Origin of the sequence: Aliiroseovarius sp. PTFE2010 (assembly GCF_049943335.1) — a bacterium.
In the GTDB taxonomy this organism is placed as follows: domain Bacteria; phylum Pseudomonadota; class Alphaproteobacteria; order Rhodobacterales; family Rhodobacteraceae; genus JBNFVY01.
In genome coordinates this window covers 71679-97499 of record NZ_JBNFVY010000002.1, presented here as the reverse complement: position 1 = coordinate 97499, position 25821 = coordinate 71679, and the positions used below count along the sequence as shown (strand labels likewise).

27 protein-coding genes and 1 tRNA gene are annotated in these 25821 nt (G+C 63.0%); 14 read left to right on the top strand and 14 right to left on the bottom strand.

Translation table 11 applies throughout. From position 1 onward, the window contains the following. Positions 1 to 50: 50 nt before the first annotated feature. A complete protein-coding gene (locus tag ACP2AV_RS04315; protein WP_426371455.1) occupies positions 51 to 3116 on the bottom strand; it encodes a valine--tRNA ligase in 3066 nt (1021 codons plus the stop codon). 145 nt (positions 3117 to 3261) lie between these two features. Here ACP2AV_RS04315 and ACP2AV_RS04310 point away from each other — a divergent pair, with 145 nt between their 5' ends. After that, a complete protein-coding gene (locus ACP2AV_RS04310) occupies positions 3262 to 5559 on the top strand; it encodes a xanthine dehydrogenase family protein molybdopterin-binding subunit (RefSeq protein ID WP_426371454.1) in 2298 nt (765 codons plus the stop codon). Beyond that, a complete protein-coding gene (locus tag ACP2AV_RS04305; protein ID WP_426371783.1) occupies positions 5546 to 6583 on the top strand; it encodes a DUF2235 domain-containing protein in 1038 nt (345 codons plus the stop codon). Before ACP2AV_RS04310 ends, ACP2AV_RS04305 begins: the two co-directional genes overlap by 14 nt. Here the strand turns inward: ACP2AV_RS04305 and ACP2AV_RS04300 are convergent. Beyond that, on the bottom strand, positions 6567 to 7052 hold the full coding sequence (locus ACP2AV_RS04300) for a PaaI family thioesterase (protein WP_426371453.1): 486 nt from the start codon (positions 7050 to 7052) through the stop codon (positions 6567 to 6569). The genes ACP2AV_RS04305 and ACP2AV_RS04300 overlap by 17 nt on opposite strands. A gap of 60 nt (positions 7053 to 7112) precedes the next feature. After that, a complete protein-coding gene (gene metF, locus ACP2AV_RS04295; protein ID WP_426371452.1) occupies positions 7113 to 7997 on the bottom strand; it encodes a methylenetetrahydrofolate reductase [NAD(P)H] in 885 nt (294 codons plus the stop codon). Positions 7998 to 8091: 94 nt separating this feature from the next. Between metF and ACP2AV_RS04290 the strand changes: the two genes are divergently transcribed. Beyond that, positions 8092 to 8997, top strand: a complete 906-nt coding sequence (locus tag ACP2AV_RS04290) for a LysR family transcriptional regulator (protein ID WP_426371451.1) — start codon at positions 8092 to 8094, stop codon at positions 8995 to 8997. 35 nt (positions 8998 to 9032) lie between these two features. Here the strand turns inward: ACP2AV_RS04290 and ACP2AV_RS04285 are convergent, their stop codons facing one another. Next, entirely contained in the window at positions 9033 to 9326 is a 294-nt protein-coding gene (locus tag ACP2AV_RS04285) for a hypothetical protein (protein ID WP_426371450.1), read from the bottom strand. A 211-nt stretch (positions 9327 to 9537) separates the two neighbouring features. Here ACP2AV_RS04285 and ACP2AV_RS04280 point away from each other — a divergent pair, with 211 nt between their 5' ends. Together ACP2AV_RS04280 and ACP2AV_RS04275 are read left to right on the top strand one after the other, a co-directional pair. Further along, entirely contained in the window at positions 9538 to 10323 is a 786-nt protein-coding gene (locus ACP2AV_RS04280; protein WP_426371449.1) for an inositol monophosphatase family protein, read from the top strand. Positions 10324 to 10481: 158 nt separating this feature from the next. Continuing rightward, positions 10482 to 10682, top strand: coding sequence for a hypothetical protein (locus tag ACP2AV_RS04275; RefSeq protein ID WP_426371448.1), 201 nt, complete (start codon positions 10482 to 10484; stop codon positions 10680 to 10682). A 70-nt stretch (positions 10683 to 10752) separates the two neighbouring features. Here the strand turns inward: ACP2AV_RS04275 and ACP2AV_RS04270 are convergent, their stop codons facing one another. After that, on the bottom strand, positions 10753 to 11499 hold the full coding sequence (locus tag ACP2AV_RS04270) for a rhomboid family intramembrane serine protease (RefSeq protein ID WP_426371447.1): 747 nt from the start codon (positions 11497 to 11499) through the stop codon (positions 10753 to 10755). A gap of 96 nt (positions 11500 to 11595) precedes the next feature. Here ACP2AV_RS04270 and ACP2AV_RS04265 point away from each other — a divergent pair. Further along, positions 11596 to 11681 (top strand) — tRNA-Leu (locus ACP2AV_RS04265). Positions 11682 to 11684: 3 nt separating this feature from the next. Here ACP2AV_RS04265 and ACP2AV_RS04260 read toward each other — a convergent pair. From ACP2AV_RS04260 to ACP2AV_RS04235, 6 genes are all read right to left on the bottom strand, one after another. Then, entirely contained in the window at positions 11685 to 12428 is a 744-nt protein-coding gene (locus ACP2AV_RS04260) for a LamB/YcsF family protein (RefSeq protein ID WP_426371446.1), read from the bottom strand. Beyond that, the gene (locus tag ACP2AV_RS04255) at positions 12425 to 13441 is read right to left on the bottom strand and encodes a biotin-dependent carboxyltransferase family protein (protein WP_426371445.1); all 1017 of its coding nucleotides are present in this window, start codon (positions 13439 to 13441) and stop codon (positions 12425 to 12427) included. Before ACP2AV_RS04255 ends, ACP2AV_RS04260 begins: the two co-directional genes overlap by 4 nt. An 8-nt stretch (positions 13442 to 13449) precedes the next feature. Continuing rightward, a complete protein-coding gene (locus ACP2AV_RS04250) occupies positions 13450 to 14175 on the bottom strand; it encodes a 5-oxoprolinase subunit B family protein (protein ID WP_426371444.1) in 726 nt (241 codons plus the stop codon). Positions 14176 to 14255: 80 nt separating this feature from the next. Further along, positions 14256 to 15041: a lytic murein transglycosylase gene (locus ACP2AV_RS04245; protein WP_426371443.1), complete on the bottom strand. Its 786-nt coding sequence runs from the start codon at positions 15039 to 15041 to the stop codon at positions 14256 to 14258. A gap of 59 nt (positions 15042 to 15100) precedes the next feature. Next, a complete protein-coding gene (gene metG / locus ACP2AV_RS04240) occupies positions 15101 to 16816 on the bottom strand; it encodes a methionine--tRNA ligase (protein ID WP_426371442.1) in 1716 nt (571 codons plus the stop codon). Between the two features lie 77 nt (positions 16817 to 16893). After that, on the bottom strand, positions 16894 to 17553 hold the full coding sequence (locus ACP2AV_RS04235; RefSeq protein ID WP_426371441.1) for an ImuA family protein: 660 nt from the start codon (positions 17551 to 17553) through the stop codon (positions 16894 to 16896). 125 nt (positions 17554 to 17678) lie between these two features. Here ACP2AV_RS04235 and ACP2AV_RS04230 point away from each other — a divergent pair, with 125 nt between their 5' ends. From ACP2AV_RS04230 to ACP2AV_RS04215, 4 genes are read left to right on the top strand one after another with little or no spacing between them, the layout of a single operon-like run. Continuing rightward, on the top strand, positions 17679 to 18716 hold the full coding sequence (locus ACP2AV_RS04230; RefSeq protein WP_426371440.1) for an aldo/keto reductase: 1038 nt from the start codon (positions 17679 to 17681) through the stop codon (positions 18714 to 18716). Positions 18717 to 18774: 58 nt separating this feature from the next. Then, entirely contained in the window at positions 18775 to 19119 is a 345-nt protein-coding gene (locus tag ACP2AV_RS04225; protein WP_426371439.1) for a hypothetical protein, read from the top strand. After that, positions 19116 to 19610, top strand: a complete 495-nt coding sequence (locus ACP2AV_RS04220; protein ID WP_426371438.1) for a lipocalin family protein — start codon at positions 19116 to 19118, stop codon at positions 19608 to 19610. Before ACP2AV_RS04225 ends, ACP2AV_RS04220 begins: the two co-directional genes overlap by 4 nt. Beyond that, entirely contained in the window at positions 19607 to 20797 is a 1191-nt protein-coding gene (locus tag ACP2AV_RS04215) for a thioesterase family protein (protein ID WP_426371437.1), read from the top strand. The genes ACP2AV_RS04220 and ACP2AV_RS04215 overlap by 4 nt, the downstream gene beginning before the upstream one ends. 84 nt (positions 20798 to 20881) lie before the next feature. Here the strand turns inward: ACP2AV_RS04215 and ACP2AV_RS04210 are convergent, their stop codons facing one another. Together ACP2AV_RS04210 and ACP2AV_RS04205 are read right to left on the bottom strand one after the other, a co-directional pair. Then, on the bottom strand, positions 20882 to 21583 hold the full coding sequence (locus ACP2AV_RS04210; RefSeq protein ID WP_426371436.1) for an NUDIX hydrolase: 702 nt from the start codon (positions 21581 to 21583) through the stop codon (positions 20882 to 20884). Between the two features lie 55 nt (positions 21584 to 21638). Further along, a complete protein-coding gene (locus ACP2AV_RS04205; protein ID WP_426371435.1) occupies positions 21639 to 22028 on the bottom strand; it encodes a DUF983 domain-containing protein in 390 nt (129 codons plus the stop codon). A gap of 232 nt (positions 22029 to 22260) precedes the next feature. Between ACP2AV_RS04205 and ACP2AV_RS04200 the strand changes: the two genes are divergently transcribed. The 4 genes from ACP2AV_RS04200 to ACP2AV_RS04185 all read left to right on the top strand — a co-directional run bounded on the left by ACP2AV_RS04200 (position 22261) and on the right by ACP2AV_RS04185 (position 24419). Further along, positions 22261 to 22797 carry an EF-hand domain-containing protein gene (locus ACP2AV_RS04200; protein WP_426371434.1) on the top strand — a complete coding sequence of 179 codons (537 nt, stop codon included), beginning with the start codon at positions 22261 to 22263 and terminating at the stop codon, positions 22795 to 22797. Positions 22798 to 22939: 142 nt separating this feature from the next. Then, positions 22940 to 23524: an RNA polymerase sigma factor gene (locus ACP2AV_RS04195; RefSeq protein WP_426371433.1), complete on the top strand. Its 585-nt coding sequence runs from the start codon at positions 22940 to 22942 to the stop codon at positions 23522 to 23524. Positions 23525 to 23537: 13 nt separating this feature from the next. Continuing rightward, entirely contained in the window at positions 23538 to 23876 is a 339-nt protein-coding gene (locus ACP2AV_RS04190) for a dihydroorotate dehydrogenase (RefSeq protein WP_426371432.1), read from the top strand. Positions 23877 to 23879: 3 nt separating this feature from the next. Further along, positions 23880 to 24419 (top strand): periplasmic heavy metal sensor, encoded by a 540-nt coding sequence (locus ACP2AV_RS04185; RefSeq protein ID WP_426371431.1) that lies wholly within the window; start codon positions 23880 to 23882, stop codon positions 24417 to 24419. On the opposite strand, the gene ACP2AV_RS04180 is transcribed toward ACP2AV_RS04185, so the two are convergent. Next, a complete protein-coding gene (locus ACP2AV_RS04180; protein WP_426371430.1) occupies positions 24420 to 25820 on the bottom strand; it encodes a diguanylate cyclase in 1401 nt (466 codons plus the stop codon). It abuts the gene before it with no gap. Position 25821 lies beyond the last annotated feature (1 nt).

Here is a 25821-nt window from a genome sequence, read left to right as displayed (position 1 = left end):
CGATGCAAAGCGGCCCGCCGTGACATGCGACAGGCCGTGGACCATTCGGCTCAGCCCAGTTCGGCCAGCCGTGCAAGTGCCTCGCGCAGCTTGGCGTCTTCTTCTTCGCGCGCGGCAAGGTTTTCGCGTGTTTCTTCAACCACTTCAGCGGGCGCGCTTTCGACGAACTTGGGGTTGTTCAACCGCCCGCGCAGTCCGCCCAGCTCTTTTTCCAGCTTTCCGAGGGTTTTCTCCAGCCGTGCTTTTTCCTCGTCGATGTCGATGATGTCGGCGATGGGCAGGGCAAAGGTGGACCCGGCAACGGGAATGGTGATTGCCCCTTTGGGGACCGTGGGGCTTTCGGCCAGACTGTCTATTCGGGCCAGACGCATGATCAGCGCTTCGTTCGTGGCATAGGCGCGGCGGCCAGCATCATCGGTTTCAACCCGCAACATGGGGATTTTCAGCCCGGCCGGCACGTGCATCTGGGCGCGGGCTGAACGGATCGCTTCGATCAGGCTGATGACCCAGTTCATTTCGCGGTCAGCATCGGCGTCGACCAGTTCGTCGCCATAGGTCGGCCAGTCGGCATGGACCAGTGGCTTTTCGCGCTTGGCCATGGTGCCCCATAGCTCTTCGGTAATGAAGGGCATGATCGGGTGCAACATGATCAGGCACTGATCCAGTGCCCAGCCCATGGTTTGCTGGGTTTCCTGCCGGTCGTCATTTTCGTCCAGCAGCAGCGGCTTGGAGAATTCCACGTACCAGTCGCAGAATGTCCCCCAGACAAAGCTGTAGAGCGCATTGGCCGCATCGTTGAAGCGGAAGTCCTCGAGCGCGGCGGCGACGGCCACCCGGGTCTTGGCAACTTCGCCCATGATCCAACGGTTGAGCGTGGCCTTGGGCGCAGGGGTGGCCCCCGGCGTATAAGTGTCGAACACGCCGTTCATTTCGGCAAACCGGGCCGCATTCCAGATCTTTGTGCCGAAGTTGCGGTAGCCCGCGATGCGCTGCGTGGACAGTTTCAAATCGCGCCCCATCGCGGCCATGGCCGTCAGGGTAAAGCGCACCGCGTCGGCGCCGTATTCGTCGATCAGGTCCAGCGGGTCCAGAACGTTGCCCAGCGATTTGGACATCTTCTTGCCCTTTTCGTCGCGGACCAGCGCATGGACATAGACCGTGTCAAACGGGCGTTCCCCAACGACGGCGTATTGCATCATCATCATCCGGGCGACCCAGAAGAAAATGATGTCAAAGCCGGTGATGAGCACACTTGTCGGGAAGTACTTGTCTAGCTCGGGCGTTTTTTCCGGCCAGCCCAGCGTGCCAATGGGCCACAGGCCGGATGAAAACCACGTGTCCAACACGTCTTGATCGCGCCACACCGGGTAGACCAGCTTGGTCGGGTCTTGATCGACAGCATACTGCGCCAGGCTTTCGGCCAGACGTTCGATGGCTTCGTGCTTGTCGGCCACTTCGATGATCGCGGCATGGGACAACGGGTTCGGCACATCGTAAATCTCGCGCCGGAAGGCATCCTGAACGCCCGCGAAGTCAGCGGCGCAATGCATCACGTCGCCCGCGTGCAGCATCCCGCCTTCGGTCAGCAGGCCCAGCAGCTCGACGTGGTCCAGATCGCCATCTGCGTTCATGTCCTTGTCATAGCCTAGGTCCAGCCCGTACCAGACCGGGATCTGATGCCCCCACCAGAGCTGGCGGGAAATACACCACGGTTCGATGTTTTCCAGCCAATGGAAATACACTTTGCGGTCGCTTTCGGGCAGAATGTCAGTGCCCCCGTTCGCGCGCCCCTTGCGCACGGCGTCCAGTGCCGGTTCGACGATCTTCGATGTGTCGACGAACCACTGGTCGGTCAGCATCGGTTCGATGACGACCTTCGAGCGGTCACCAAACGGCTGCATGATCTTCTTGTCCTCGACCTCGATCATCAGCCCTTCGGCGTCGATATCGGCGATCACCTGTTCGCGGGCGTCGAAACGATCCATGCCGCGGTATTTTTCAGGCACCAGGTTCAGCCCGTCGACCTCGTTCGGATCGAAGGTGCCCGCGGCCGTGATTTCCCTGGCGCGGGCGGCGGCATCGCCATAGGGCACCCCGTCGTCGCGCATCGCGCCCTTGGTGTCCATCAGGCGATACATCGGGATGTTGTTGCGCGATGCGACGCTATAGTCATTGAAGTCATGCGCGCCGGTGATCTTGACCGCGCCCGAGCCGAAATCGGGATCGGGGTAATCGTCGGTGATGATCGGGATCAGGCGGCGGTGTTCCTTGGGGCCGACCGGGATTTCGCAGAGCGTGCCGACGATCGGTGCATAGCGTTCGTCCGACGGATGCACCGCCACCGCGCCGTCGCCCAACATGGTTTCGGGGCGGGTGGTGGCGATCGCGATATAGTCGCGCTCTTCCTCCAGCACGATGTTCCCGTCCTCATCCTTTTCGATGTAGGTGTAAGTGGCGCCGTCCGCCAGCGGGTACTTGAAGTGCCACATATGGCCATCGACTTCGATGTTCTCGACCTCAAGATCACTGATCGCGGTTTCAAAATGCGGGTCCCAGTTCACCAGCCGCTTGCCGCGGTAGATCAGGCCCTTTTCGTACATGTCGACAAAGACCTTGATCACCGCATCGTGAAAGTTGCCCTCTTCGCCTTCGGGGGCGCCCTCGGCGCCTGACATGGTGAATGCGTTGCGCGACCAGTCGCAGGACGCGCCCAACCGCTTGAGCTGGTTGATGATCGTGTCGCCGCTTTCGGTCTTCCAGTCCCACACGCGCTTGGTGAAGGCCTCGCGGCCCATTTCGCGGCGCGAGGGTTCCTTATTTTGCGCCAACTGGCGTTCGACGACCATCTGCGTGGCGATCCCCGCGTGGTCCTGACCCGGCTGCCACAGCGTGTCGTGCCCGCGCATCCGGTGCCAGCGGACAAGGATATCCTGCAACGTGTTGTTGAACGCATGGCCCATGTGCAGGCTGCCGGTGACATTGGGCGGCGGGATCATGATGCTGAAGGTTTCGTCTGACGAGGCGTTCGCGCCTGCCTTGAAACGGCCCTCGGCTTCCCATGTGTCGTAAATACGGGCTTCGGCTTCGCGTGCGTCGAATGTTTTTTCCATCGCCATGATCGGTCGCCTTCCGGTCGAATTGCTGTGCTGCGGCACTGCTTACCCAATGCGCGCAGGAAGGGAAAGACCGCGCATGATCGCATGGGTTGGACAGTGGCGGCAGGCAGGCTAGTGTTTGGCAGAAAACAGCGGGAGGCCTGAAATGGAAAAATTCGGCAAGAGCCAGCCGGTGCGGCGCCGCGAAGACCTTCGTTTTCTTACCGGGCATGGGCGCTATGTCGATAACATTGCGCCTGCCGATGCGCTGCATGGCGTGTTCCTTCGATCCCCGGTTGCCCATGGCGATATCACCGAACTTGACCTGGAAGATGCGCGCGCTGCCCCGGGCGTAGCGGCGGTTCTGAGCGTGGCGGACATGGAAGCCGCTGGCATGGATATCTCGATGAGCGGGTCGTTGATGACAAACCGTGACGGATCCAGGGGGGCTGCGCCCTTGCGGCCCATGCTGGCCAAGGATCGCGTCCGCCACGTGGGCGAACCGATTGCGCTGGTTGTTGCGGACACGCTTGATCAGGCGCGCGATGCGGCCGAATTGATCCTGTTCGATTTCAATGAATTACCGGTCAAGATGGATGTGGCTCCGGGCGGGCCGACCATTCACCCCGAAGCGCCGGACAATGTTGCCTATGACTGGGCCATCGGCGACGAAACCCAGACCGAAGCGGCATTTCAGGCTGCGGCCCACGTGGTCAAGGTCGATGTTCCGGACAACCGCGTCATCGTCAATTCGCTGGAACCGCGCGGCTGCTATGCCCAATGGCAGGGCGACCGCGTCCACCTGTGCTTTAACGGTCAGGGCGTCTGGGGCATGAAGGGCGAACTGGTACGCGCCTTCGGGATCAATCCCGACCAGGTGCGCGTCACCCACCCGGACGTGGGCGGTGGCTTTGGCATGAAGGCCGCGCCTTATCCCGAGTATTTCGCCTGCGCGCTGGCGGCCAGGGTGACGGGGCGCCCGGTGCGCTGGATGTCGGAAAGAACCGAAGCGATGCTGTCGGATCATGCCGGGCGCGACCTGACGTCAACCTGCGAGCTGGCCTTGGACGCCGACTATCGGATCACCGGCTATCGCGTGACGACGCTGTCGAATTTGGGCGTCTACAATTCGAACTTCGGCCAGTCCATCCAGAGCTTTTTGTTCGCGCGCGTTCTGACTGGCACCTATGACGTCGCAAACGTCTTCCTGGCCGTGAAAGGCATCTACACCAACACCACCCAGGTCGACGCTTATCGCGGCGCGGGTCGCCCAGAAGCGATTTACGCCCTGGAACGCACCATGGACTACGCGGCCCGCCAACTTGGGATTGATCCGCGCGATTTGCGGCGGATCAACTTTATCAAGCCCGATCAGTTCCCCTATGACACGCAGACCGGGGAACTTTATGATGTGGGTGAATTTGCCCGCGTGCTGGACCGCGCGACAGCCGAGGCGGACTGGGACGGGTTCGATGCGCGCCGGGCGGCCTCGGCCGCCGCGGGCAAACTGCGCGGGCGGGGCCTGTGCTATTACATCGAATCGATCCTTGGCGATCCTAGCGAAACCGCCCATGTGGAATTTCTGGAAAGCGGCCGGGTCAATTTATATGTCGGGACGCAATCCAACGGGCAGGGGCACGAAACGGTCTACGCCCAGTTTCTGGCCGATCAGACCGGGATTGAGGTCGATCGGATCGACGTGATCCAGGGCGACAGCGATCTGATCCCGACGGGGGGCGGCACGGGTGGCTCGCGCAGCGTGACCACCCAGAACAACGCCACGCTGGCCACCGCGACCTTCATGATCGAAGCCTTCAGCGAATTCCTGGCCGAAGATGCCGACGTGCCGCGCGCCGATGTCAGTTTCGACGACGAACATTTCCGTATCGATGGGTCCAACGACACGCCCACGATGATGGATGTGGCCGAAATGGCGCGAAAGGCCGCGCGCACCGATTTGCTGAGTTTCCGCGAAACCGCACGTCTGGACGCGCGTTCATTTCCCAATGGCTGTCACATCGCCGAGGTCGAAATCGACCCCGACACCGGCAAGACGCAAGTGGTCAAATACACGGTTGCGGACGATTTCGGGAACCTGATCAACCCCCTGCTGGCCCAAGGCCAGGTGCATGGTGGCGTGGCGCAGGGCATCGGTCAGGCCATCACCGAAGACCTGGCGTTCGATGAAAGCGGTCAACTGCTGTCGGCAACGTTCATGGATTATGGTTTGCCGCGCGCCGACGACGTTCCCTTTATTGCGTTCCATTCGGAACCGGTTCCTTCAAAGGCGAACGTGATGGGCATAAAGGGCTGCGGCGAGGCCGGCACCGTCGGCGCACTGGCCGCTGTGGCCAACGCCGCACTGGATGCAATGTGGGGGCAGGGCGTACGGGTGGCGGACATGCCGTTCACCCCGTCGCGGGTCTGGTCCACCCTGCAGGAGGTTCAGTCTGCGCCTGAGTGATCGCATATTCGGCCTTGTCGGGCTGCGCCCCAAGCAAGAGGCCAGTGGACCCGTCGTGCGGCGCGGGCCGGTCACGCATGTGATCATCCTGGATGGCACGATGTCGTCGCTGCGCCATGGGCGTGAAACCAACGCCGGTCTTGCGTACCGTCTGATCAAGGCGGCCTTGCCCCTGGGTCAGACGTCGTTGCGCTATGAGGCGGGTGTGCAATGGACCGGTTGGCGCGATGCGCTGAACGTCATCGAAGGGCGGGGGATCAACCAGCAGATCCGCCGGGTCTACGGCGCTCTGGCCTCGCGCTACCGTCCGGGGGACCGGATATTCCTTTTCGGTTATTCGCGGGGGGCCTATGCGGTGCGCTCGCTTGCCGGTTTGATTGACCGCGTGGGGCTGTTGACGGCAAGCCACGCGACCGAGCGCAACCTGCGCGAGGCTTACAGGCTCTATCAATCCGCGGATGGCGCGGCTGCGCGCGAAGGCTTTGCCAAGGTTCATTGCCATCGCGAAGTCACGATCGAAATGATCGGTGTGTGGGACACGGTCAAGGCGCTGGGCTTGCGGGCGCCGATCATCTGGCGCTTTTCTGAGACCAAGCACCAGTTTCACAATCACCACCTTTCACACGGGGTGAAAAACGGGTTTCACGCGCTGGCCTTTCACGAAACCCGCAATTCCTACGCGCCGGTGCTATGGGTGAGCGATCCCGAATGGTCGGGCAATCTGGTCCAGATGTGGTTTCGCGGCACGCATGGGGATGTGGGGGGGCAACTGGGCGGCTATCACCGCGCAAGACCCCTGGCCAACGTGCCGTTCGTATGGATGATGGAGCAAGCCGAAACACTTGGCCTGCCGTTGCCGCCGGGGTGGAAGGCCAGCTTTCCCCAAGATGCCGATGCACCATCAGTCGGCACATGGCGCGGCGCGGCAAAATTGTTCTTGTCGCGCCGCCGCCGCATGGTCGGTGCGGACCCGTCCGAGCGGTTTCACCCCACGCTAGAGGCCGCGCTCAGCGGATCTGCATGATGATGCAGGTGGTAGATCCGGTAGCATAGAGCTTGCCGTCTTCAACCCCCCGGATTTCGCCCGTGGCGACCCCTGTGGACCGGCCCGCGTGCTGCAGGATGCCGATGGCATCGACCTGCACGCCCAGCTTGATCGGGCGGACGATATTCACCTTGTATTCCAGCGTGGTATAGATCGCGCCCTTGGGCACGGCGGTCATCACGGCGCAGGCCATGCAGCTATCCAGAAGTGTCCCGTACCAGCCGCCATGCACGGCGCCCGTCGGGTTGACGAATTCGAACTTTGGCGCGCCGCGAAATACGGCCCGGCCTTCGCTGACCTCGGTGATCTGGTAGTTGAGCGCGGCGGCCATCGGCGGCCCGGCGATGCGCCCCTCGACCATGCCTTTCATGAAGTCCAGGCCGGACATCGACAACGTGCTGTCCTGATCAATCAATTCGTCGGGCGTCTGTGCCACATATCTTGTCATAGTATTCCCCCCATTGCGCCACGGCACGCTGCAACCGTCCGCGCGCAAGGTCAATTGCGCTCAGGCCACCTGGGTTGTTGACGTTGCGGCGGGTTTCACCGGGGCGGCGGATACGCCCAACGCGCCGACCACCTGACTGGTTAGCGCGGGCTTGTTGAGCGTGTAAAAATGCAAGCTTTCCACGCCCCCGTCCATCAGTTTGGACGCCAGATCGATGGCTAGATCCCGCCCCAGCCGGGCCTCGGCGCCGTCGGCAATCGCCCCTTCGAACTTTTCGTCCAGCCATTCAGGCACCGGGGTGCCGCAACGTTCAGCAAAGCGCTTGGTGCCTTTCCAGTGTTCGATGGGCAGGATGCCGGGAATGACTTCGGCGTCTATACCGGCCTTTTCGCAGCGGTCCCGGAACCGAAAGAACGTGTCGGCTTCAAAGAAAAACTGGGTAATCGCGCTACTGGCACCCGCATCGATCTTGCGTTTCAGCCAATCGACATCGGCCTGGCTGTCGGGGGCCTCGGGGTGGGGGTCAGGGTAGGCGCCCACGCGGATCCTGAATTTGCCGGTCTTGGCCAGTGCTTCGACCAGTTCAACCGAATTGGCAAAGCCTTCGGGATGGGCGCTGAAGCTGCCCTGACCCTTGGGGGGATCGCCGCGCAGCGCAACAATTTCGCTTACGCCGGCATCGGCATAGCTGTCTGCGATGGCCAGCGTTTCTTCGCGGGTCGCATCCACGCACGTCAGGTGGGCGGCCACATTCAACCCGTAGTGTTTGTGAATCGTCCCGACTGCATCATGGGTCAACTTGCGCGTGGTGCCGCCCGCGCCATAGGTCACGGACACGAAATCGGGGTGGGTCGGGGCCAGCGCATTCACCGTTTCAAACAGGCGGAACGTCGCCTCGATCGATTGCGGCGGGAAAAATTCATAGCTGATGCGAGGCGCGGACATGTCGATTCCTTTACGTGTCTGAGCGGGCCTTGTGTCATGTTCGCCGCTGTGAGACAATTTCATATTACTCATCAAATTAATGAATTGCTTTCACATGCACCTGGAATTCAGACATCTGCGTACCATCAAGGCAATCCACGAGGCCGGCGGTCTGGCCCGCGCGGCCGATCAGTTGAATATAACCCAGTCGGCGCTGTCACACCAAGTCAAAGGACTTGAAGATCAAGCCGGGGTCGAACTGTTCGTGCGCAGATCGAAACCGCTCAAGCTGTCGGCGGCGGGCAAGAAACTGTTGGCCTTGGCCGAAGAGGTCCTGCCGCGCGTTGCCGCCTTGGAAGAGGATTTTTCAGGGCTCAGGTCGGGCAGGGCCGGGCGTCTGCATATTGCCATCGAATGTCACGCCTGTTTCGAATGGCTTTTTCCCGTGCTCGAAGAATTCCGCAAGGCGTGGCCTGACGTTGATGTCGACATTCGCCCCGGTCTGGCCTTCGATGCCCTGCCCGCGTTGCAAAAGGAAGAGGTCGACCTGGTCATTTCATCCGATCCGGAAAACATTGCCGGTGTCCAGTTCGAACCCCTTTTCGACTATGATCCGGTGTTTGTCGCGTCATCGCGCAATCCGTTGGCCGACAAGCCCTATGTCGAGGCCGAAGATTTCCGCGACCAGACCCTGATCACCTACCCGGTCGACCGGGCGCGGCTGGATCTGTTCAGCCAGCTGCTGACCCCTGCCAAGGTCGTCCCCAAAGCGGTTCGTCAGGTTGAACTGACGGCCGTGATCCTGTTGCTGGTGGCTTCGAACCGGGGTGTGGCGGTGCTGCCCGATTGGGTGGTGCGCGAGGTGAAGTACAATTCGGATTACGTGACGCGTCCGTTGACCAAGGATGGGATCACCCGGCGTCTTTATGCTGCCATCCGGGCCGATGACGCGAAAAAGCCGTACATGACACACCTGATCGATCTTGCGCGCACCCAGCCGCTGAAATTACAGCGCGGCTGAACGGGTGCACCGTCGCTCAGCCGCGCAAAAGGGCGTTAGCCCCTCAGTTTCTTGACGATTATGCCGATCACAACCTGAACGACAAGCCCGCCGACGCCGCCACCAACAAGGTTCGATGCCAGCGCGGCAATGTCCAGACCGCCCGCGGCTGCGGCCACGTCGCCTGCGGCGCCGCCCATCAGGCTGCCAAGCAGACCGCCGCCGGCCAGACCGCCAGCCGCCCCGGCCAGCACGTTCCCCAACGACCCCATGTTGGCCGAAGGAACAGCCTTGCCGCCGCCCATGCCACCCAGGACGCCGCCGACCAATTGTCCGATAATCGCTTCCATGTTCTACCCTCTGTTCGGGCACGTTGGGCCCGTATTGTTATGTGCCGCCGCCTGAACAGTCGACTTGCACGTTCAGTTTTGACAAAGCCTTGCCAACAGATCACGGGGAAATTCACCTGCAATGCCCCCTAAAGCGGTTCGCCGTACACTCGGCTCTTGGATTCCACGGCCTGCGGGCTTATACGCGCGGCCTGACAGACAGGAGCCGGACATGCAGGGCAGTGCCAATATCAACGTGATGATGAAAGCCGCGCGCAAGGCGGGGCGATCGTTGGTCAAGGATTTCCAAGAGGTTGAAAACCTGCAGGTGTCGCTGAAGGGGGCCGGTGATTTTGTCAGCCGGGCCGACGTGGCGGCGGAAAACATCATTCGCGAAGAACTGATGGAAGCGCGCCCGAACTATGGCTGGTGCGGCGAGGAAAGCGAAGACATCGACGGCAAGGACCCGACGCGGCGCTGGATTGTCGATCCTCTGGACGGAACCACGAACTTTCTGCACGGGTTGCCCCATTGGGCGGTGTCCATCGCGCTTGAGCACAAGGGCGAAATCGTGGCTGGCGTGGTGTACGACCCGGCCAAGGATGAACTGTTCTGGGCCGAGAAGGGCGCAGGTGCGTGGATGAACGAAACCCGCATTCGTGTGTCCGCGCGCAAGCGCATGAACGAAGCGATTTTCGCGACCGGCCTGCCGTTTGCTGGCCGGGCCGATCTGCCCGATACGCTGCAGGATCTTGCGCGGCTGTTGCCCGCATGTGCGGGCGTGCGGCGTTGGGGCGCGGCGGCGCTGGATCTGGCGTATGTGGCGGCTGGCCGGTACGATGGATTTTGGGAACGCAGGCTGCATTCCTGGGACATCGCTGCAGGTCTTTTGCTGGTGCGCGAGGCCGGTGGTTTCGTTGAAGCGCTGGCCCCCGAAGGCGATGCCCTGGCGGATGGCGAGCTGATTTGCGCGAATTCCGACCTGTTTGGTGCTTTGGCCAAAATCATCCGGAACTGACACCGGTTCACGCGATTGTTGCGCGATTTTGGACAAGTGGCCCGGCCTGCCAGATTTGTCGTGCCGGGCGATTCAAAAAACATAATTATTGGTTTTTGATGCCCGATTTGCGCCAGAGTTGGGGGCCACATTGTGTCTGAGCCTTTCAGGAGAGCACCGTGAAAAAAGAACAAATATTTGCCCGTGTCAGGGGTTTCGTCCGCGATGAAGCCGGCGCAGTGACCGTGGATTGGGTTGTGTTGACAGCCGCACTTGTTGGTCTGGGCGTGGCCGTCCTCACAACCGTGGCGGGCGGTGCCACCAGCCTGGCCGGTGACATCAACACGACCGTGGGGAGTATGGCCGCGAACGTGAACTGATCGCGTCTTGTAGAGACCACGTTTCACAATCTATGTTTTGAAAAGGCGGCCTTAGGGTCGCCTTTTTCCTTTAGCGGCGTCGGCCTGCACGGGGTATGGATGTGCGCGAAAGGTCGTATTTCGCTTCGGGGTGCGGCGGATGTCCTTCATTGGTATGCCAAAAAGCGCGCCCCCCTTTTCGGCGCCAAAGCGGCAGCACCCACAAAAAGCCAACGATAAAGCCGCCCGCATGTGCCCAATAGGCCACCCCGCCATTGCCCGCATCGGTCGTGACGCCGAAAAAGAGCTGCATGGCGAACCACAGTCCCAGCATGAGCCAGGCTGGAACGGAAAACACCTTGAAAAAAATGATGAAGATGAACAGCACGTCGACGCGCGCCCTGGGAAACAACAACAGGTAGCCGCCCATGACCCCCGCAATCGCGCCCGACGCCCCGACGACCGGAACACCGGAAAACGGCGCGGTGATGAACTGCAACAACGCAGCCCCGACGCCCGCGGCAAGGTAGAACATCACGAACCCGATATGGCCCAGTTGCTCTTCCAGGTTATCGCCGAAGATCCATAAAAACAGCATGTTGCCGGCCAGATGCATGAAGCTGCCATGCAAAAACATCGATGTCACAAAGGTTTCCATTCCATCGCCCGATGAAATCCGCGCGGGGATCAACGCGTATTGGCCATAAAAGCTCATCAGGCTTTGTTGATCAGCGGCCAGGGGCAACGCGGCGATGAAAACCCAGACATTGATCAAGATAAGCGTGATGGTCACAAAGGGCCGTTGCAGGGATGGATTGTGATCACGTATCGGAAACATGGCTCAGGTCTATCTGTTGGTGCGATGGCGTCAAGCAACGCATTGTCGTTGCTGGTGGCTTTGGGTAGTAAGTCATGGGGTTGACCCCGCGCCGGTGCGGGCGTGATGGAATGGTAGACATATCGGACTTAAAATCCGAAGGCCTTTGTGCCGTGTGGGTTCGAGTCCCACCGCCCGCACCAACGTCAAAACGGGGCCACGGCCACGTCCATTTGCAGCAGGCGCGCGCGTATTTTGCGGGCCATCTCGACCGCTTCGGGGGTGTCTCCGTGAACGCAAATGGTATCGATTTTCGTTGGGATCAGCTTGCCCGACAGGGTCACGATACTGCTCTGGCGCACCATGTCGGCGATGCGCTCGGCCGCCTCGGTCGCGTCGTGAAGCACCGCTGAGGGGTGCGATCTGTCCAACAGCGTGCCGTCTTCGCCATAGGCGCGGTCACCAAAAACTTCGCCCACCCAGGCGCCGCCCAGTTCGCGCGCGGCGCGCTCTTGCTGCGTGCCGGCCATTGCCATCAGAACAATCTGCGGGGCCAAAGCGCGCGCGGCGGCAAAACACGCGCGGGCAATCCCGATGTCTTCGGCGGCCATGTTCGCCAAGGCCCCGTGCAGTTTGAGGTGGCGCAGAGGCACGCCAATTTCCGCCCCGATCCCCAGGGCCGCGCCCAGTTGATAGGCGATCAGCGACCGCAACTGATCCGCGCTCAGGGTTTGGCGGGCGCGCCCGAACCCTTCGCGATCGAAAAACCCTGGATGAGCGCCGATCCACACACCCTTGCCGTATGCGGCTTTCATCGTGTCTGCCATCGTGTCGACATCGCCGGCGTGACCGCCGCACGCGATGTTGGCTGACGTCACAATGTCCAAGAGCGCGGCATCGTTTCCAATGCCTTCGCCCATATCCGCATTCAAATCGACGGTCGATGTCATGGTTCAGTCCCTTCGGGGTCAAGTCCAGCGGTCACCCCGTCGATCAACTGGTAGCTCAGCAGATCCGGGATGTCATGGGGATCGCGCACCAGGGGTTGCACCCTGGCGCGCAGGCCCGCAACGGCATCGGGCTGGGCGCGCGCCAGGGCGTCGGCCTCGTCGACGCTCAGCATGTCGAAGGTCAGGGTTTGGCCGGGCTGGCATTGCACCAGCGTCGCAAGATCCGCCGGGATCACGGTTCCAATACGTGGATAGCCGCCGATCGTCTGGCATTCACTGGCCAGAACGTACGGGTGTCCCGCGCCGGCGATCTGAATGTCGCCCGCCACGATGAAGTCCGAAGCCAGGCCGTCGGCAACTGCGCAGCGAAACGGTTCGCCGTCGTGCTCCAGAGCGATGCCCTGCCGGTTCGCGCGCGCACTCATGCGAAACTTGGTTGCCAGAAAACGGGCCAGTGTGTAGTCGTCGAACAGGGCAGTCTGGGGGCCGGGCATGATGCGGATCGGGCCGCCGGCAAACCGATCATCGGGGGAAAGGCGTTGATCGGGCCCGGCGGGGTGCGGGTTTGGGCCCAGTTTCAGCGCCGTGCCGTCGCTCAGCCAGCCGCCGATCCCTGCCGAAATATGGGCCGCCTGGCTGTCTTGCCAATGCGGCTGTGCAAATCCCCCTGCGCAGGACACATAGCCGTAAACCCCGCGCGTCGCGCCGCCGATGTCCAACCGGTCGCCGGGGGCAAGGGCCACCGAGCGATTCCAGCCGATTTCGGCGGTGTTCAACCGCGCCGTCATCGGGGCACCGGTCAGCGCGATACGCGTCGGCGCATCGACAGACAGGCACGCGCCGCGCCCCACCATTTCCAGCGCCGCCACAGGCCGGGGCAGCGCCAACAGGGCCGCCGCTTCTTGCAGTGCCAAAGGGTCCATCGCGCCCCCCCGCGACAGGCCGACACCGACAAGGCCCGGGCGTCCCAGATCTTGCACGCTGGTGGCTGGTCCGGCCCTGTGGAGTGTCATGCGGCCCGTCATTCAAGCGCCTCGCAGGTGGCGCCGCCCATCGGCTGTTTGGCCAATTCAGCGAAGTCTGCGGCGCTGACGGCGTGCAGGCGCAAGGCATCACCGGCGTCAAGCGCGAAGGGGGGCGCGGCGTCCTTGTCAAACGGACGAAAGGCGGTTTGCCCGATGTGGCGCCAGCCGGTTGTCGACGGGTTGGCAAAAAGAACCAGTTGGCGCACCGCCACGACGATTGCCCCGGCCGGGACCTGCGGTGTCAGGTTGGCAAGGCGCGGAAGATCCCACCGGTCATCGAGCAGCCCCAAATAGGGCTGCCCGGGCGCGAACCCGATGGCCAGCACGCTCAGATCGGTTCCAGTCAGGTTTTCGATCGCTTCGGCCTCGCTCAGCCCGGCCAAGGCGGCGGCTTCGGCCAGAGCGGGACCGTGATCGTTGCCAAAGACCGCGGGAATACGCCACCGCCGGGCGGCGGGCGGGCCGGCTGTGCAGGCCCAGTCATGCGCAGTCAATGTCGCGCTGACGGCGTTGGTTACGGCCAAACGGCTGGTTTCCAACGGATCGAACCGCAAGAACACCGACACCAGAGACACGGCGGTTTCGACCACGCCGCCCGGCGGTGCGCGGCGCATGGCGGCGCCAAAAGCCTGCGCCGCGCGCATAGCCGCCGGATCCGGGTGCAGGCTGAATTTCACCAGCACGCCATCCGCGCCCAGTGGCAAGCAGACCGGAGCGGACATTGCGGGCATTGCGTGCGGGCGGCGGTTGGCAGTCATGGCACGAATTCAAACATAGTCGACGCGGGGGCGCGACACGGGCGCTACGCCTCGATCCGGGCCGCGATGATCGCGATGGCTTTTTGATAGACGCTGGCGGCGTTCCATTCCTTGATCACACGAAAGTTCGGCTGGCCTTCTTGCCAGCCCTTGCCGGGTTGCCATCCTTTGCTGCGCAGAAAGTTGGCGGTGGACGAAAGGGCATCGGAAACGCCGGTCAGATCGACCTGGCCATTGCCGTCGCCATCGACACCATACGCCAATATGTTGCCGGGAAGAAACTGGGTGTGACCCAGTTCGCCATGTTTGGCGCCGGTCGCGTTAGCGCTGATATCCCCGCGGTCGATCAACTTCAGCGTCGCCAGCAGATGCGGGCGGAAAAAGTCCGGGCGGCGGCAATCATAGGCCAGCGTGGTTGTCGCCGACAGGACATGGGAATCGCCCATGAACCTGCCAAAGCCCGTTTCCATGCCGTGGATTGCGACGATGATGCCAGCCGGCACGCCATAGATGCGTTCAAGCGCGCCGTAAAAGTCGGGGTATTTGGCGATGTTGCGGCGCCCCTGCGCGACGATGGCATCCGCACCGCGCACCTGCATGAACTTTTCCAGGCTGTATTTGAAGCTTTTCTGATTTCGATCGGCGGCGATGGTGCGTGCGGCGTAGGTGGCACGGGTCAGCGCGGCCAGCCCTTTTTCGCCGATCCCTTCGCGGGCGGCCTCTTTGGCAAAGGCTTGTTTCCACGCTAAAAACCCGCTGGCGTCGTTGCCGCATGGGGCGGCCAGGGCGGCGGTGGACGACAGGATCAAGGCAAGGGCGGCAAGACGCATGGGGACACTCCGGTTAAGACGGGGTGACGCTAGCGCAAGCGGGCAGGGTGGGGCAACGTTCAGTCGCGCGTCCCTGCGAATTTCTGCTGCCAGTCCTCGCGCTGCTCGTCGGTGATCTTGGCGAACAGGTTCCCCGGCACACTGAATGCATCGCCAGCGCTCAGACGGGTCATGGCGCTTTGCACGTCGCTGGGCCAATCTGGCGCAACGTTCATCGCTTCGGCCATCGCGGCGGCGGTATCGGGAATGAACGGCGCCGACAGCGCGGCGTAGAACGGGATCAGGTTCAGCGCAAAGCGCACTTGCATCGCGGCTTGTTCCGGATCGGTCTTGAAGGTCGTCCAAGGCGCGGCCGATTGCAGGTATTCGTTGCCAGCCACCCAGATCGCGCGCAGCTCGGTCGCGGCCTTGCGCACTTCGATCGCGTCCATATTGGCCTGATAGGCTTCAAGGCGCGATTGCAGTTCGTCCATCAGGGCGGTTTCTTGCGGGCCATAAGCGGGGCCACCCGGAACCTGTTCGCCGAACTTGCCACGGCAGAACTTTGTCACCCGTGAGACGAAATTGCCCAGCACGTCGGCCAGATCCTTGTTCACCGAGGTCTGGAAGTTTTCCCAGGTGAATTCGCTGTCACTGCTTTCGGGCGCATGGCTCAGCAGCCACCAGCGCCAGTAATCGCTGGGCAGGATCGAAAGGGCCTGGTCCATGAACACCCCCCGCCCGCGCGAGGTGGAAAACTGCCCGCCATCATAGTTCAGGTAGTTGAACGACTTGATATAGTCGACCATCTTCCAGGGTTCGCCCGACCCCAGCATCGTGACGGGAAAGGACAGGGTGTGGAACGGCACGTTGTCCTTGCCCATGAATTGCACATATCGAACATCTTCGGCGCCCGCATCGGTGCGCCACCAGCGTTGCCAGTCGCGATCCGGCAAACCCTTGGCATCTGCCCATTCCGCGCCGCACGCGATGTATTCGATCGGGGCGTCGAACCAGACGTAAAATACCTTGCCTTCCATGCCTGGCCAGGGGGCGTCGCCTTTTTGCACCGGCACGCCCCAGCTCAGGTCGCGCGTGATCCCGCGGTCCTGCAGGCCGTCGCCGTCGTTCAGCCATTTCTTGGCGATCGACGTCGTCAGCACCGGCCAATCGGTCTTGCTGTCAATCCAGTCTCTCAGCGCATCGCGCATCTTGGATTGCTTGAGAAACAAGTGTTTGGTGGTGCGCACTTCCAGATCGGTCGCCCCAGAGATGGTCGAGTGCGGGTTGATCAGGTCGGTCGGGTCCAACTGCTTGGTGCAGTTGTCGCACTGATCGCCGCGTGCGCTGTCATAGCCGCAATTCGGGCAGGTGCCTTCGATATAACGGTCGGGCAAAAAGCGCCCGTCTGTCGGCGAATACATCTGCCGCTCTTCGATCTCTTCGATCAGCCCGGCGTCGTCCAGACGTGCGGCCAGATGCTGGGTCAGCTTGCGGTTCTGCTCGGACGACGAGCGTCCGAAATGATCGAACGACAGGCGGAACCCTTCGGCCAGATCGGCCTGAACCTGGTGCAATTCGGCGCAATATTCGGCCACGTCCTTGCCGGCCTTTTCGGCCGCAATTTCGGCCGGGGTGCCATGTTCGTCGGTGGCGCAAAGAAACAGCACCTCATGCCCGCGGGCCCGGCAATAGCGGGCATAAAGATCGGCGGGCAGCTGCGATCCCACCAGGTTTCCCAGATGTTTGATCCCGTTGATATAGGGCAGGGCAGATGTGATCAGCGTGCGTTGCATGGCGGGTCCTTGAGTTCGACTTGTTCCCCTCTATCGCGCCGGGGCGCAAAGGAAAAGACCGCGCTCTTCTTCTGTTCTCAAATATCCCCGGGGGTGCCCGGCGCGGGCGCCGCGCCCCTTCCCCCCGTGTCGCCTTGCCAGGGCGTCAGGGTCATGCCGTGTGCGCCCGGCTGCATGCGCCAGTCGCGCGGCGCAGCCATGCGGGCGCGCAGCCGCGTAAGGTGCCACGCCTCGTGCCCCGGCGCATGTGCCGCGCGCAGCCGCCAGCGGGTTTCGACGCCTTGCGCGCCGCCATCGCCCGGGGTCAGCAGTATGCCCAGGGGCACCGCCCCGCGGTCTGCCCCTGCCTCGGCCGCCAGATGCATGCGCCGCACCGGGGTCAGATGCGGCAACCCCGGCACATCGACCACCGCCAGGGGCACTGCGCCGGATCGCAACACCTCTTCCATGCACCAGAGCAGGTCCTCGGCCCGCTTGACGGTCACAAAGGTGATGCGCGCCGGCTCGACCAGATCGTGAAAGCCCTGCGGGTTCAGTCGGGCCGGCTCCCACGCGGGGGCGATCCAGAACACATCGCCCGTCATGCGCGCTGCCAGCATCAGGGCCAGCCGCCGCCGCGCATCGCCGCAAAACTCATGCACCCGCCCAAGCCCCAGCGTCAGATCCGCCACGAACGGCTGCTGGAACCGGTCGGACCGGAGCGGCCCGTTGCGGGACAAGGCGGTGGGAATCGACATGCGTCACCCTAACATGTTCGCTTTTTGTTCTCAATCCGCCAGGGCGCGTAAAACACCACCCGTCCGGGGCTTTGCCTTGCCGGCAAAACACATTAGGTCAGCGCGAAGCAACAAAGGGACCATCCATGAAATACCGTACTCTCGGCGCCTCGGACCTGCGCGTTTCCGAACTGTGCCTCGGCTCGATGACCTGGGGCAGCCAGAACACCGCCGAACAAGGCCACGCCCAGATTGACCGCGCATTGGACGCGGGGATCAATTTCATCGATACGGCCGAAATGTACCCGGTCAACCCGGTGCGCGCTGAAACCGTGGGCGATACCGAGCGCGTGATCGGCGACTGGTTCGAAAAGACCGGCCGGCGCGACGATGTGATCCTGGCCACCAAGGCGGGCGGCGACAGCAAGGCGATCCGCGATGGCGACGGCTATGGCCCGGATAATATCGAAACCCTGATCGACGCCTCGCTGCGGCGCCTCAAGACCGACGTGATCGATCTGTATCAATTGCACTGGCCGATGCGCGGATCGTTCCATTTTCGCCAGAATTGGGGCTGGGCTGCCAAAGGCGAACGCGAAGCGGTTCTGGACCACATCCGCGGCACACTGGCCGGATTAGAGCGGGCGCGCAAAGCGGGAAAGATCCGCTATCTGGGCCTGTCCAACGACAGCGCCTGGGGCACGATGCAGTGGCTGCGCCTGGCCGAAGAAACCGGCGGGCCGCGCCCCGTGGCTGTGCAGAACGAATATTCTCTGCTCTGCCGCCTCTATGATACGGATATGGCCGAAGTGACCCATTTCGAGGATGTCGCGCTGCTTGCCTATTCACCCATGGCGGCGGGCATGTTGTCGGGAAAATACGGCCCGAACGACACGCCAGAAGGGTCGCGCCGGTCTTTCGCACCCAATCTGGGCGGGCGCGTCACCGACCGGGTGTGGCCTGCCATCGAAGCCTACCGCGCCATCGCGCAGCGCTATCAGATGGATCCGGCGCAAATGGCCCTGGCCTGGACCCTGACGCGGCCCTTCATGGGGGCGTCGATTTTCGGGGCGACGACGATACAGCAGCTGAACCTGGCGATCGCGGCGGCCGACCTTCGGCTGCCGCCAGAGCTGCTGAACGATATCGACACCGTGCACAAGAGCCACCCGATGCCCTATTGAACCGGATTGCCCTTGCCTGTCTTATGCACGCAAATGATCCGCCAGGGGGCACAGCGACATGTTAAAGCGACTGGGGGCAATCTTTGCGATTGGTGCGCTGGCTGCGTGCCAACCCGAAGCGCCGACCCCTTCGGGCTTGTCCAACTACGCCATCGACGGCGGCGATCTGGCGCGGGTGCAGTGCACGATGGACGGCGGCAGATGGGCCAAGGGCGGGGCCGATGGCGGATACCTGTGCCTGCGCGTGCCCAAAGACGCTGGCCAATCGTGCAAGAAATCAACTGACTGCAGCACCAACATCTGCCTTGCCCGCTCGCGCAGCTGTGCGCCGGTCGCGCCCCTGTTCGGCTGCAACGAAATCCTGACCCGCACCGGGCGCGTGGCAACCATGTGCCTGGAATGATCCGCGCGCTTGTCATATCGCTGGTCACAACGCTGGTCCTTGCCGGCTGCGCCGCGCAGACGCCTTCGTTGCGCGCGCCGGGTGCGCAAATGGCCAGCATGGCCAGTTTCGATGTCAATCGCTTTCAGGGCCGCTGGTACGAGGTCGCGGGGTACCACGATGGCGCCTGCGCGATTGGCGCGTTGACCGTGACGGTGCAGAAAACCGGCGACGTGACCCTGACCGAAGGACCATGCCGTGATGCCACCCCCCGCCAGCGTGTCGCCCGTCTGATCGGTCCGGGGCGGCTGCAGACAGACGATGGCGCGCCCTTGTGGGTGCTGTGGGTCGATGACGGTTATCGCACCGCGGTCATCGCCACCCCGTCCGGCGAATTCGCCTATGTGCTGAACCGCACCCGCGACATTCCCAAAGACCGCATGGACGCCGCGCGGCGCATCCTGGATTTCAACGGCTATGATCCGGCGGGCTTGCGCCGGTCGCGCTCATGAAGGCGGCGGTTCTGGGCGTCGGGGCGCGCGGCGCGCCCTGGGCGGCGCGTCTGGCGCTGATGGGGGCGGATGTGCACCTGTTTGATCGCGATCCCGCAGCATTGGACCGGGCGAACCAGGCGCTGGATACCGCACGCCCGCTTTTGGCCGGGCTCTTTGATGCGCCTCTGCCGGGCGAAGGGCAAATCACCATGGCAGGTTCGGTTGCAGCGGCCGTTGCCGATGCCGACTGGATCACCGAAGCTTTGCCAAACCGTCTGGCGCTGAAACGTCAGGTGATCCAGACCGCGCAGGCCCACAGCGATGCGATCATCGCCAGCGCCGGCGGGACAAACATCAAAGACCTGCAAGGCTGCGCCGCAGTGCCCGCCTGTGTCATCGTGGCAGAAGGGCAGGCGCCGGAATACCTGCTGCCCGTCGTCGAACTGGGCACGACGGCAGCGAACCCGGCTGGGGTGGTGGCGCGCGCCCGCCAGGTGCTTGACCGCATCGGCATGGTCCCTGTGACATCACAAGGGGCGGGGGCGCGGCTGCGCGCCGCCCTGCAAAGTGCTGACGCGTTGTCCGCCCCGCACCAAGTGCTGCAATTGGGCGTCGGGCCGGCGCTGCTGGCGCGCGATGATCCGCGCCTGATGGTGGCCCTGCTGCGCGCGACCCGCGCGCGCTACCGTCCCCAGGCGGCCCCGCTGCGCCAGTTCGAAGCCCTTGGTGGCCCACCGGACCTTGGCCAGACACCGCTGGTGACACTGGCGATGGCCGTTCCCGCCGACTGGACCGATTACAACGGCCACATGACCGAATCGAAATATCTCGAAGCTTTCGCATATGCCACGGATCGCTTCATGGGGGCGGTCGGGATCGACGCGGCCTATATTGACGCTGGGATGAGCCTGTTTACCGTCGAAACCCACATTCGCCATCTTGTCGAAGCCCACGCCGGCCAGTCGTTCCGGATCGACACCCGCGTGCTGTTGGCCGAGGGCAAGAAAATTTCGCTCTGGCACAAAATGCACAGCGCCGATGCGCTGCTGGCGACGGCGGAAAACCTGATGCTGCACGTCGATCTGACCACCCGCTCGACCTGCCCACCAGCCCCGGCGGTGGCGAAAACGCTGCAGGAACTGGCCGCGCGACATGCACATTTGCCGCCGCCGGACGGGGCGGGAAAGGCTGTAGGTCAACGGTGAAGGCGGGCCACGATGATGACAGGTGGCGCTGATGGCGGGCAGTGCTGATATGGCGGGCCGGTGATGCACCGGCCCCGCCGTGGATCAGAGCGCGCGCCCACCCAGTTGGCCAAACTTCTGTTCTTCGGCCCCTTTGTGGAAAAACGGCACGCTTTGCGGCGCTTCGATTCGGGGCAGGGACTTGACCAGTTCGGCCAGCACAACCTCGGTAATGAAGGGCAGGTTGAATCCGCGCACTTCCTGGATCGGAATCCATTGCAGGTGGCTTAATTCATCGCAAGCGTGGCTGAAATCGTCCGGATCGCAGGCCAGTTCGGCCGCGTCTGCCAACAAGAACCGGGCATCGAACCGGCGCGGACGCCCCGGCGGGGTGATGGCCCGAAAGAAAAAGCGCAAAGGCGCGGCGGTCGGCACATGCCCGGTGGCCGCGAAACTGGCCCAGTCTTCGGGCGGCGCGATATCCCAGGTGCCCGGGGCCCCCAGGATCAGGCCCGTTTCTTCCCACAACTCGCGTATGGCTGCGGTTGCCAGCGCGTGGTGCAGATTGTCGAAATCCAGCGGCTTTAGCGCATCTTCGGCCAGACGGGTTCGACATGGTTCGCCCATTGGGCGGGCCAGTGGAACCACGGCGTCGTCCGGATCGACCGCGCCACCGGGGAAGACGAACTTGTTCGGCATAAAGGCGGCCTTTTCGCCGCGTTGGCCCATCAGGACCGATGGGTCCCCGGCCGGATCGCGCACCATGATCACGGTGGCGGCATTACGTATCGCTGATTTGTCGGTCATGCAATTCCTCCCCAATCGGGCGCAGCTTAGACCTGCGCGCAAGGTGGGGCAAGCGTCATCCCGCGCCGAACCCATGCATCCGCTTGGCCCATTGAAAGGCGACGATCGCCCCTTTCAGTCGCGGCAGCAGATAAAGTGACAGCGTCACGCAGCCCACAGCGAACACCGTAAACAACACCAGCGGGTCGGGGCGATAGACGGTAAAACCCCACAGCAGCAGCGGGGCCATGATATGCCCCACGATCAGAATGGTCAGATAGGCCGGCCCGTCGTCCGCGCGCGCAGCGGTAAAATCCTGTCCGCAAACCGGGCATTCTTCGCGCACCTTCAGATACCCGCGCAACACCGGCCCGTTGCCACATTGTGGGCAGCGACGGCGCCAGCCGCGCCACAAGGTCGGGTGCATCGGACGGTCTTGGGTCGGTTGTAACAGGTGTTCGGACATTCGGCGCCTCACTGGCAAGGGGCGCAATTCGGCCCGGCGAAAGGTTGGTTTAGCGTAATATATGCAACTGAAGCGTCAGAAGAAGGGGGCAGAATGTCCGTGCGGCGGCGTGTCGCGCAGGCGCGCCGCAAAAAAATATCGACACCGCGCGACGGAAACGCCCGGCCTGCCCGTTTGATCACCATACGATGGCGCAACAACGCACCGCGAGAAGCAGTCTTTGGAGGACTACATGAAGAAGATCTTGATTTCGACCCTTGCTGCAGCAACGCTTCTGGGATCGGTTGGTCTGGCGACGGCCCACGACGGCTCTATGCGTCACGGTCAGCGCGGATCGGGCGGTTTCGGGCCCGGATTCGATTTCGCTGCCGCCGATGCGGACAGCAATGGCAAGGTTACGCAGGCCGAAATCGAAGCGCTGGCGCAAACCCGGTTCGAGGCCGCCGATACGGATGGCAATGGCAGCCTGTCCGCCGAGGAACTGACCGCCCAGTCGCAGGCCCAGAAGGCAGAGCGCGCCGCGCAGCGCCGTGCGGCCATGGTGGAACGCATGGACCAGAACGGCGACGGCGAACTGAGCTTTGACGAAATGCAGGCCGCGCGCACTGCCACGCCGATGGACCGGATGTTCCAGCGTCTGGACACCGACAGCGATGGCGCGCTGAGCGAGGCTGAACTGGACGCCGCGAAAGAGCGCTTTGCCGAACGCAGCAACAAACGCGGTGAACCGGGTGGCAAACGCCCGCATCGCATGGGCGACGGCCGGTAAGTCCCGCCGGACCTGAGCGTCGCGCGCCCGGCACACGCCTGTGCCCTACGGGCGCGCGACTGACCAGCGGATGCGGGGCCCAAGGTGTGGCCCGGCATCCAGGATTGTCCGCAACTGCGGGAACGGATAGCACTGACAGGCGATGAACATGCCGCTTGATGCCTTGAACGATGTGCCAGACGAAGCATTGCTGATCGCCTATGGAAATGGCGACCAGCTGGCCGCGCGCGCGCTGACGTTGCGTCTGACGCCGCGGGTTTTCGGCTTTGCGAACCGTATGTTACGGGATCGTGCGGAAGCCGAGGATGTGGCGCAAGAAGCAATGATGCGGCTGTGGAAGATCGCGCCCGATTGGCGCCAGGGCGAGGCCAAGGTGACAACCTGGCTCTATCGCGTGACATCGAACCTGTGCACCGATCGGCTACGTAAAAAGCGCGGTGTGCCACTGGACGAAGCGCCCGAACCCCAGGATCCAACCCCGGGGGTGCACGCGGCGATGGAACAAAAGCAACGTGTGGCTGCGCTGGACAAGGCGCTGGGCGCACTGCCAGAACGGCAACGGCAAGCGGTGGTTTTGCGCCACATCGAAGGGATGTCCAATCCCGAAATTGCCGAAGTAATGGAAATCGGCGTGGAAGCTGTCGAAAGTCTGACAGCGCGGGGCAAACGCAAGCTCGCTGGCCTGTTGGCCGGCCAGAAGGAAGAATTGGGGTTTGAGGATGGCTAATCGGAGCGACGACATGCTTGACGATCTGTTTTCCGCCGCGCGCGCGGACGGCCCGGTGCCCAGCGGCGATCTCATGGCGCGCATCATGGCCGATGCCGAGGCGCAGATTGCCGTGGCCCAGGCGGCCCCGGTCCCGGCCCGTCGACGCGGATGGCGCGCGGCGCTGGCCGCACTGGGCGGTTGGGGCGCCGTGGCGGGGCTGGGCGCGGCCACCTTTGCGGGGCTGAGCATCGGGATCTACATGCCGGATCCGTTGAACGATTTGGCACAGAACGTACTGGGCACCCCATATTGGGACTACAGTACCATCGATATGACAGCCAGTTTCTACGATCTGGCCGAGGAAGGATAAACCATGGCCGATGCAACACAGCCCAAGCGCAAGTTTCATGTGTGGCGGGTGCTGACCGTGGTGTCGCTTGCGATCAACCTGTTGATTATCGGTCTGGTCGCAGGGGCGGCATACCGGTTCAAGGAAGCCCCGCCGCCCCGGGATCTGGCGGCGCGCGATGTTGGCTATGGCGCTTTTATCGCCGCGTTCGAGCGGGAAGACCGGCGTGACCTTGGCCGGGCGTATCGCGCGCATATGCCGGATCGAAAGCAGGTGCGCCAAGAGATGGATCGCCAGAATGACGCGCTGCTAGCGGTGTTGCGGGCCGATCCGTTCCAGCCCGAAGCGTTGGAAGCCCTGCTGAACCAGCGGCAATCCAGGTTGAACGCCATGCAGATGCAGGGACAGGAGCTGTTGCTCAATCAAATTCGTGACATGGACCCTGACGCCCGCAAAGACTATGCCGACCGGTTGCACGGGATCCTGACCCGTGGGCCCGACCGACGGGACCGTGATGAAAAAGGACGGGACCGTGATGAAAAAGGTTGGCGCGATCGCAAGTGATCAGGCGGCCGTCCGCCCCATGCTGACCTGATTGCGGCCCTCGGCCTTGGCATCATAGAGCGCGCGATCCGCGTCGTTCATGACCGCTTCGACCTTGTCGCTTGATGTCGCATCGAGTCCGCCCATCGCCACGCCGATGGACGCGGTAATCGTCAGGCCAGGCTGGCCTTTGCAAAGGGTGATCGCATCTTGCTGGATAATTCGGCGCAGGCGTTCGGCCGTGACGGTGGCTTCGTAAAGGTCGGTGTCGGGCAGGGCGATAAGGAATTCTTCACCCCCCACCCGCGCCACCAGATCGATGCTGCGCAGGTTGTCCTTCAGGCGTTTGGCGACTTCGACAAGCACCCGGTCCCCGGCCGCGTGGCCGTAGGTATCATTGACGAACTTGAACCGGTCCAGATCGACCAGCATGACCGCATAGCTGCGCGACTGGGCGCGGGCGCGTTCGGCGATCTTGCCCAGATGGGGCATGGCGTAGCGCCGGTTGTACAGCCCCGTCAAAGGGTCGGTCACGGCCAGGCGAAACCCGTCTTCGACATTGGTGCGCAGGCGGTCGCCCTCTTGCTTGCGGCGCATCTGCCCGCGCAGCCGCAGGGCCAGTTCTTCGGGATCGAACCCGCGCGCAAGCAGATCGTTGGCCCCCAGATCCAGCGCCATGATGGCCGAATTGCGATCGCGCGGTTCGTGCACGATCAGGATCGCCGAATGGCGCGTCTGTTCGCGCGATCGCAGTTCGGCCAGCAATCGAAGCCCGCTGCCCGCCTCGGCCAGATTTGTCGAAATAACAAAGGCATCGGGCGGGGTTTTCATGCTGTTCAGGGCCTCAAGCACTTGCGCCGCGGGAATCACATCGACCCGATCGCGCAGATGTTTGCGCACCTGTTCGCGCCAGCGAATGGCTTCGTCGGTTTCGGCGGTGATGATGGCCACGCGGCCCGGCACGGTGAAGGGCGCAGGCTGTTCGGCGAATCCCAATTCGCGCGCGGTGTGCTGGCGGCGGCGAAGCTCTTCGGACGTGGCGCGTGCCCGCAAAAGCGAGCGCACCCGCGCCAGAAGGCTCAGCTCATCCAGCGGCTTGGTCAGGAATTCGTCCGCACCCGCGTCCAGCGCGGCCAGCCGGGTCTGGCGGTCGTGCAGCGATGTCACCACGATGATCGGAATGTCGCGCGTGTGGGGGTTGGATTTCAGCTTGTGGCACAGATCCGCGCCGCCATGGGGGCGCAAGACGGCGTCAAGTATGATCAGGTCCGGGCGCACATCCAGCGCAAGCCGCTCGGCCTCGGGGGCGCTATCGGCCTGCAAAACATCGTAAAACGCTGAGGCCAGCTTGACTTTCATGACGATGCGATTGGTGGCAACGTCATCAACAAGAAGTATCCGCCCCGCCATCGCATTCCCCATT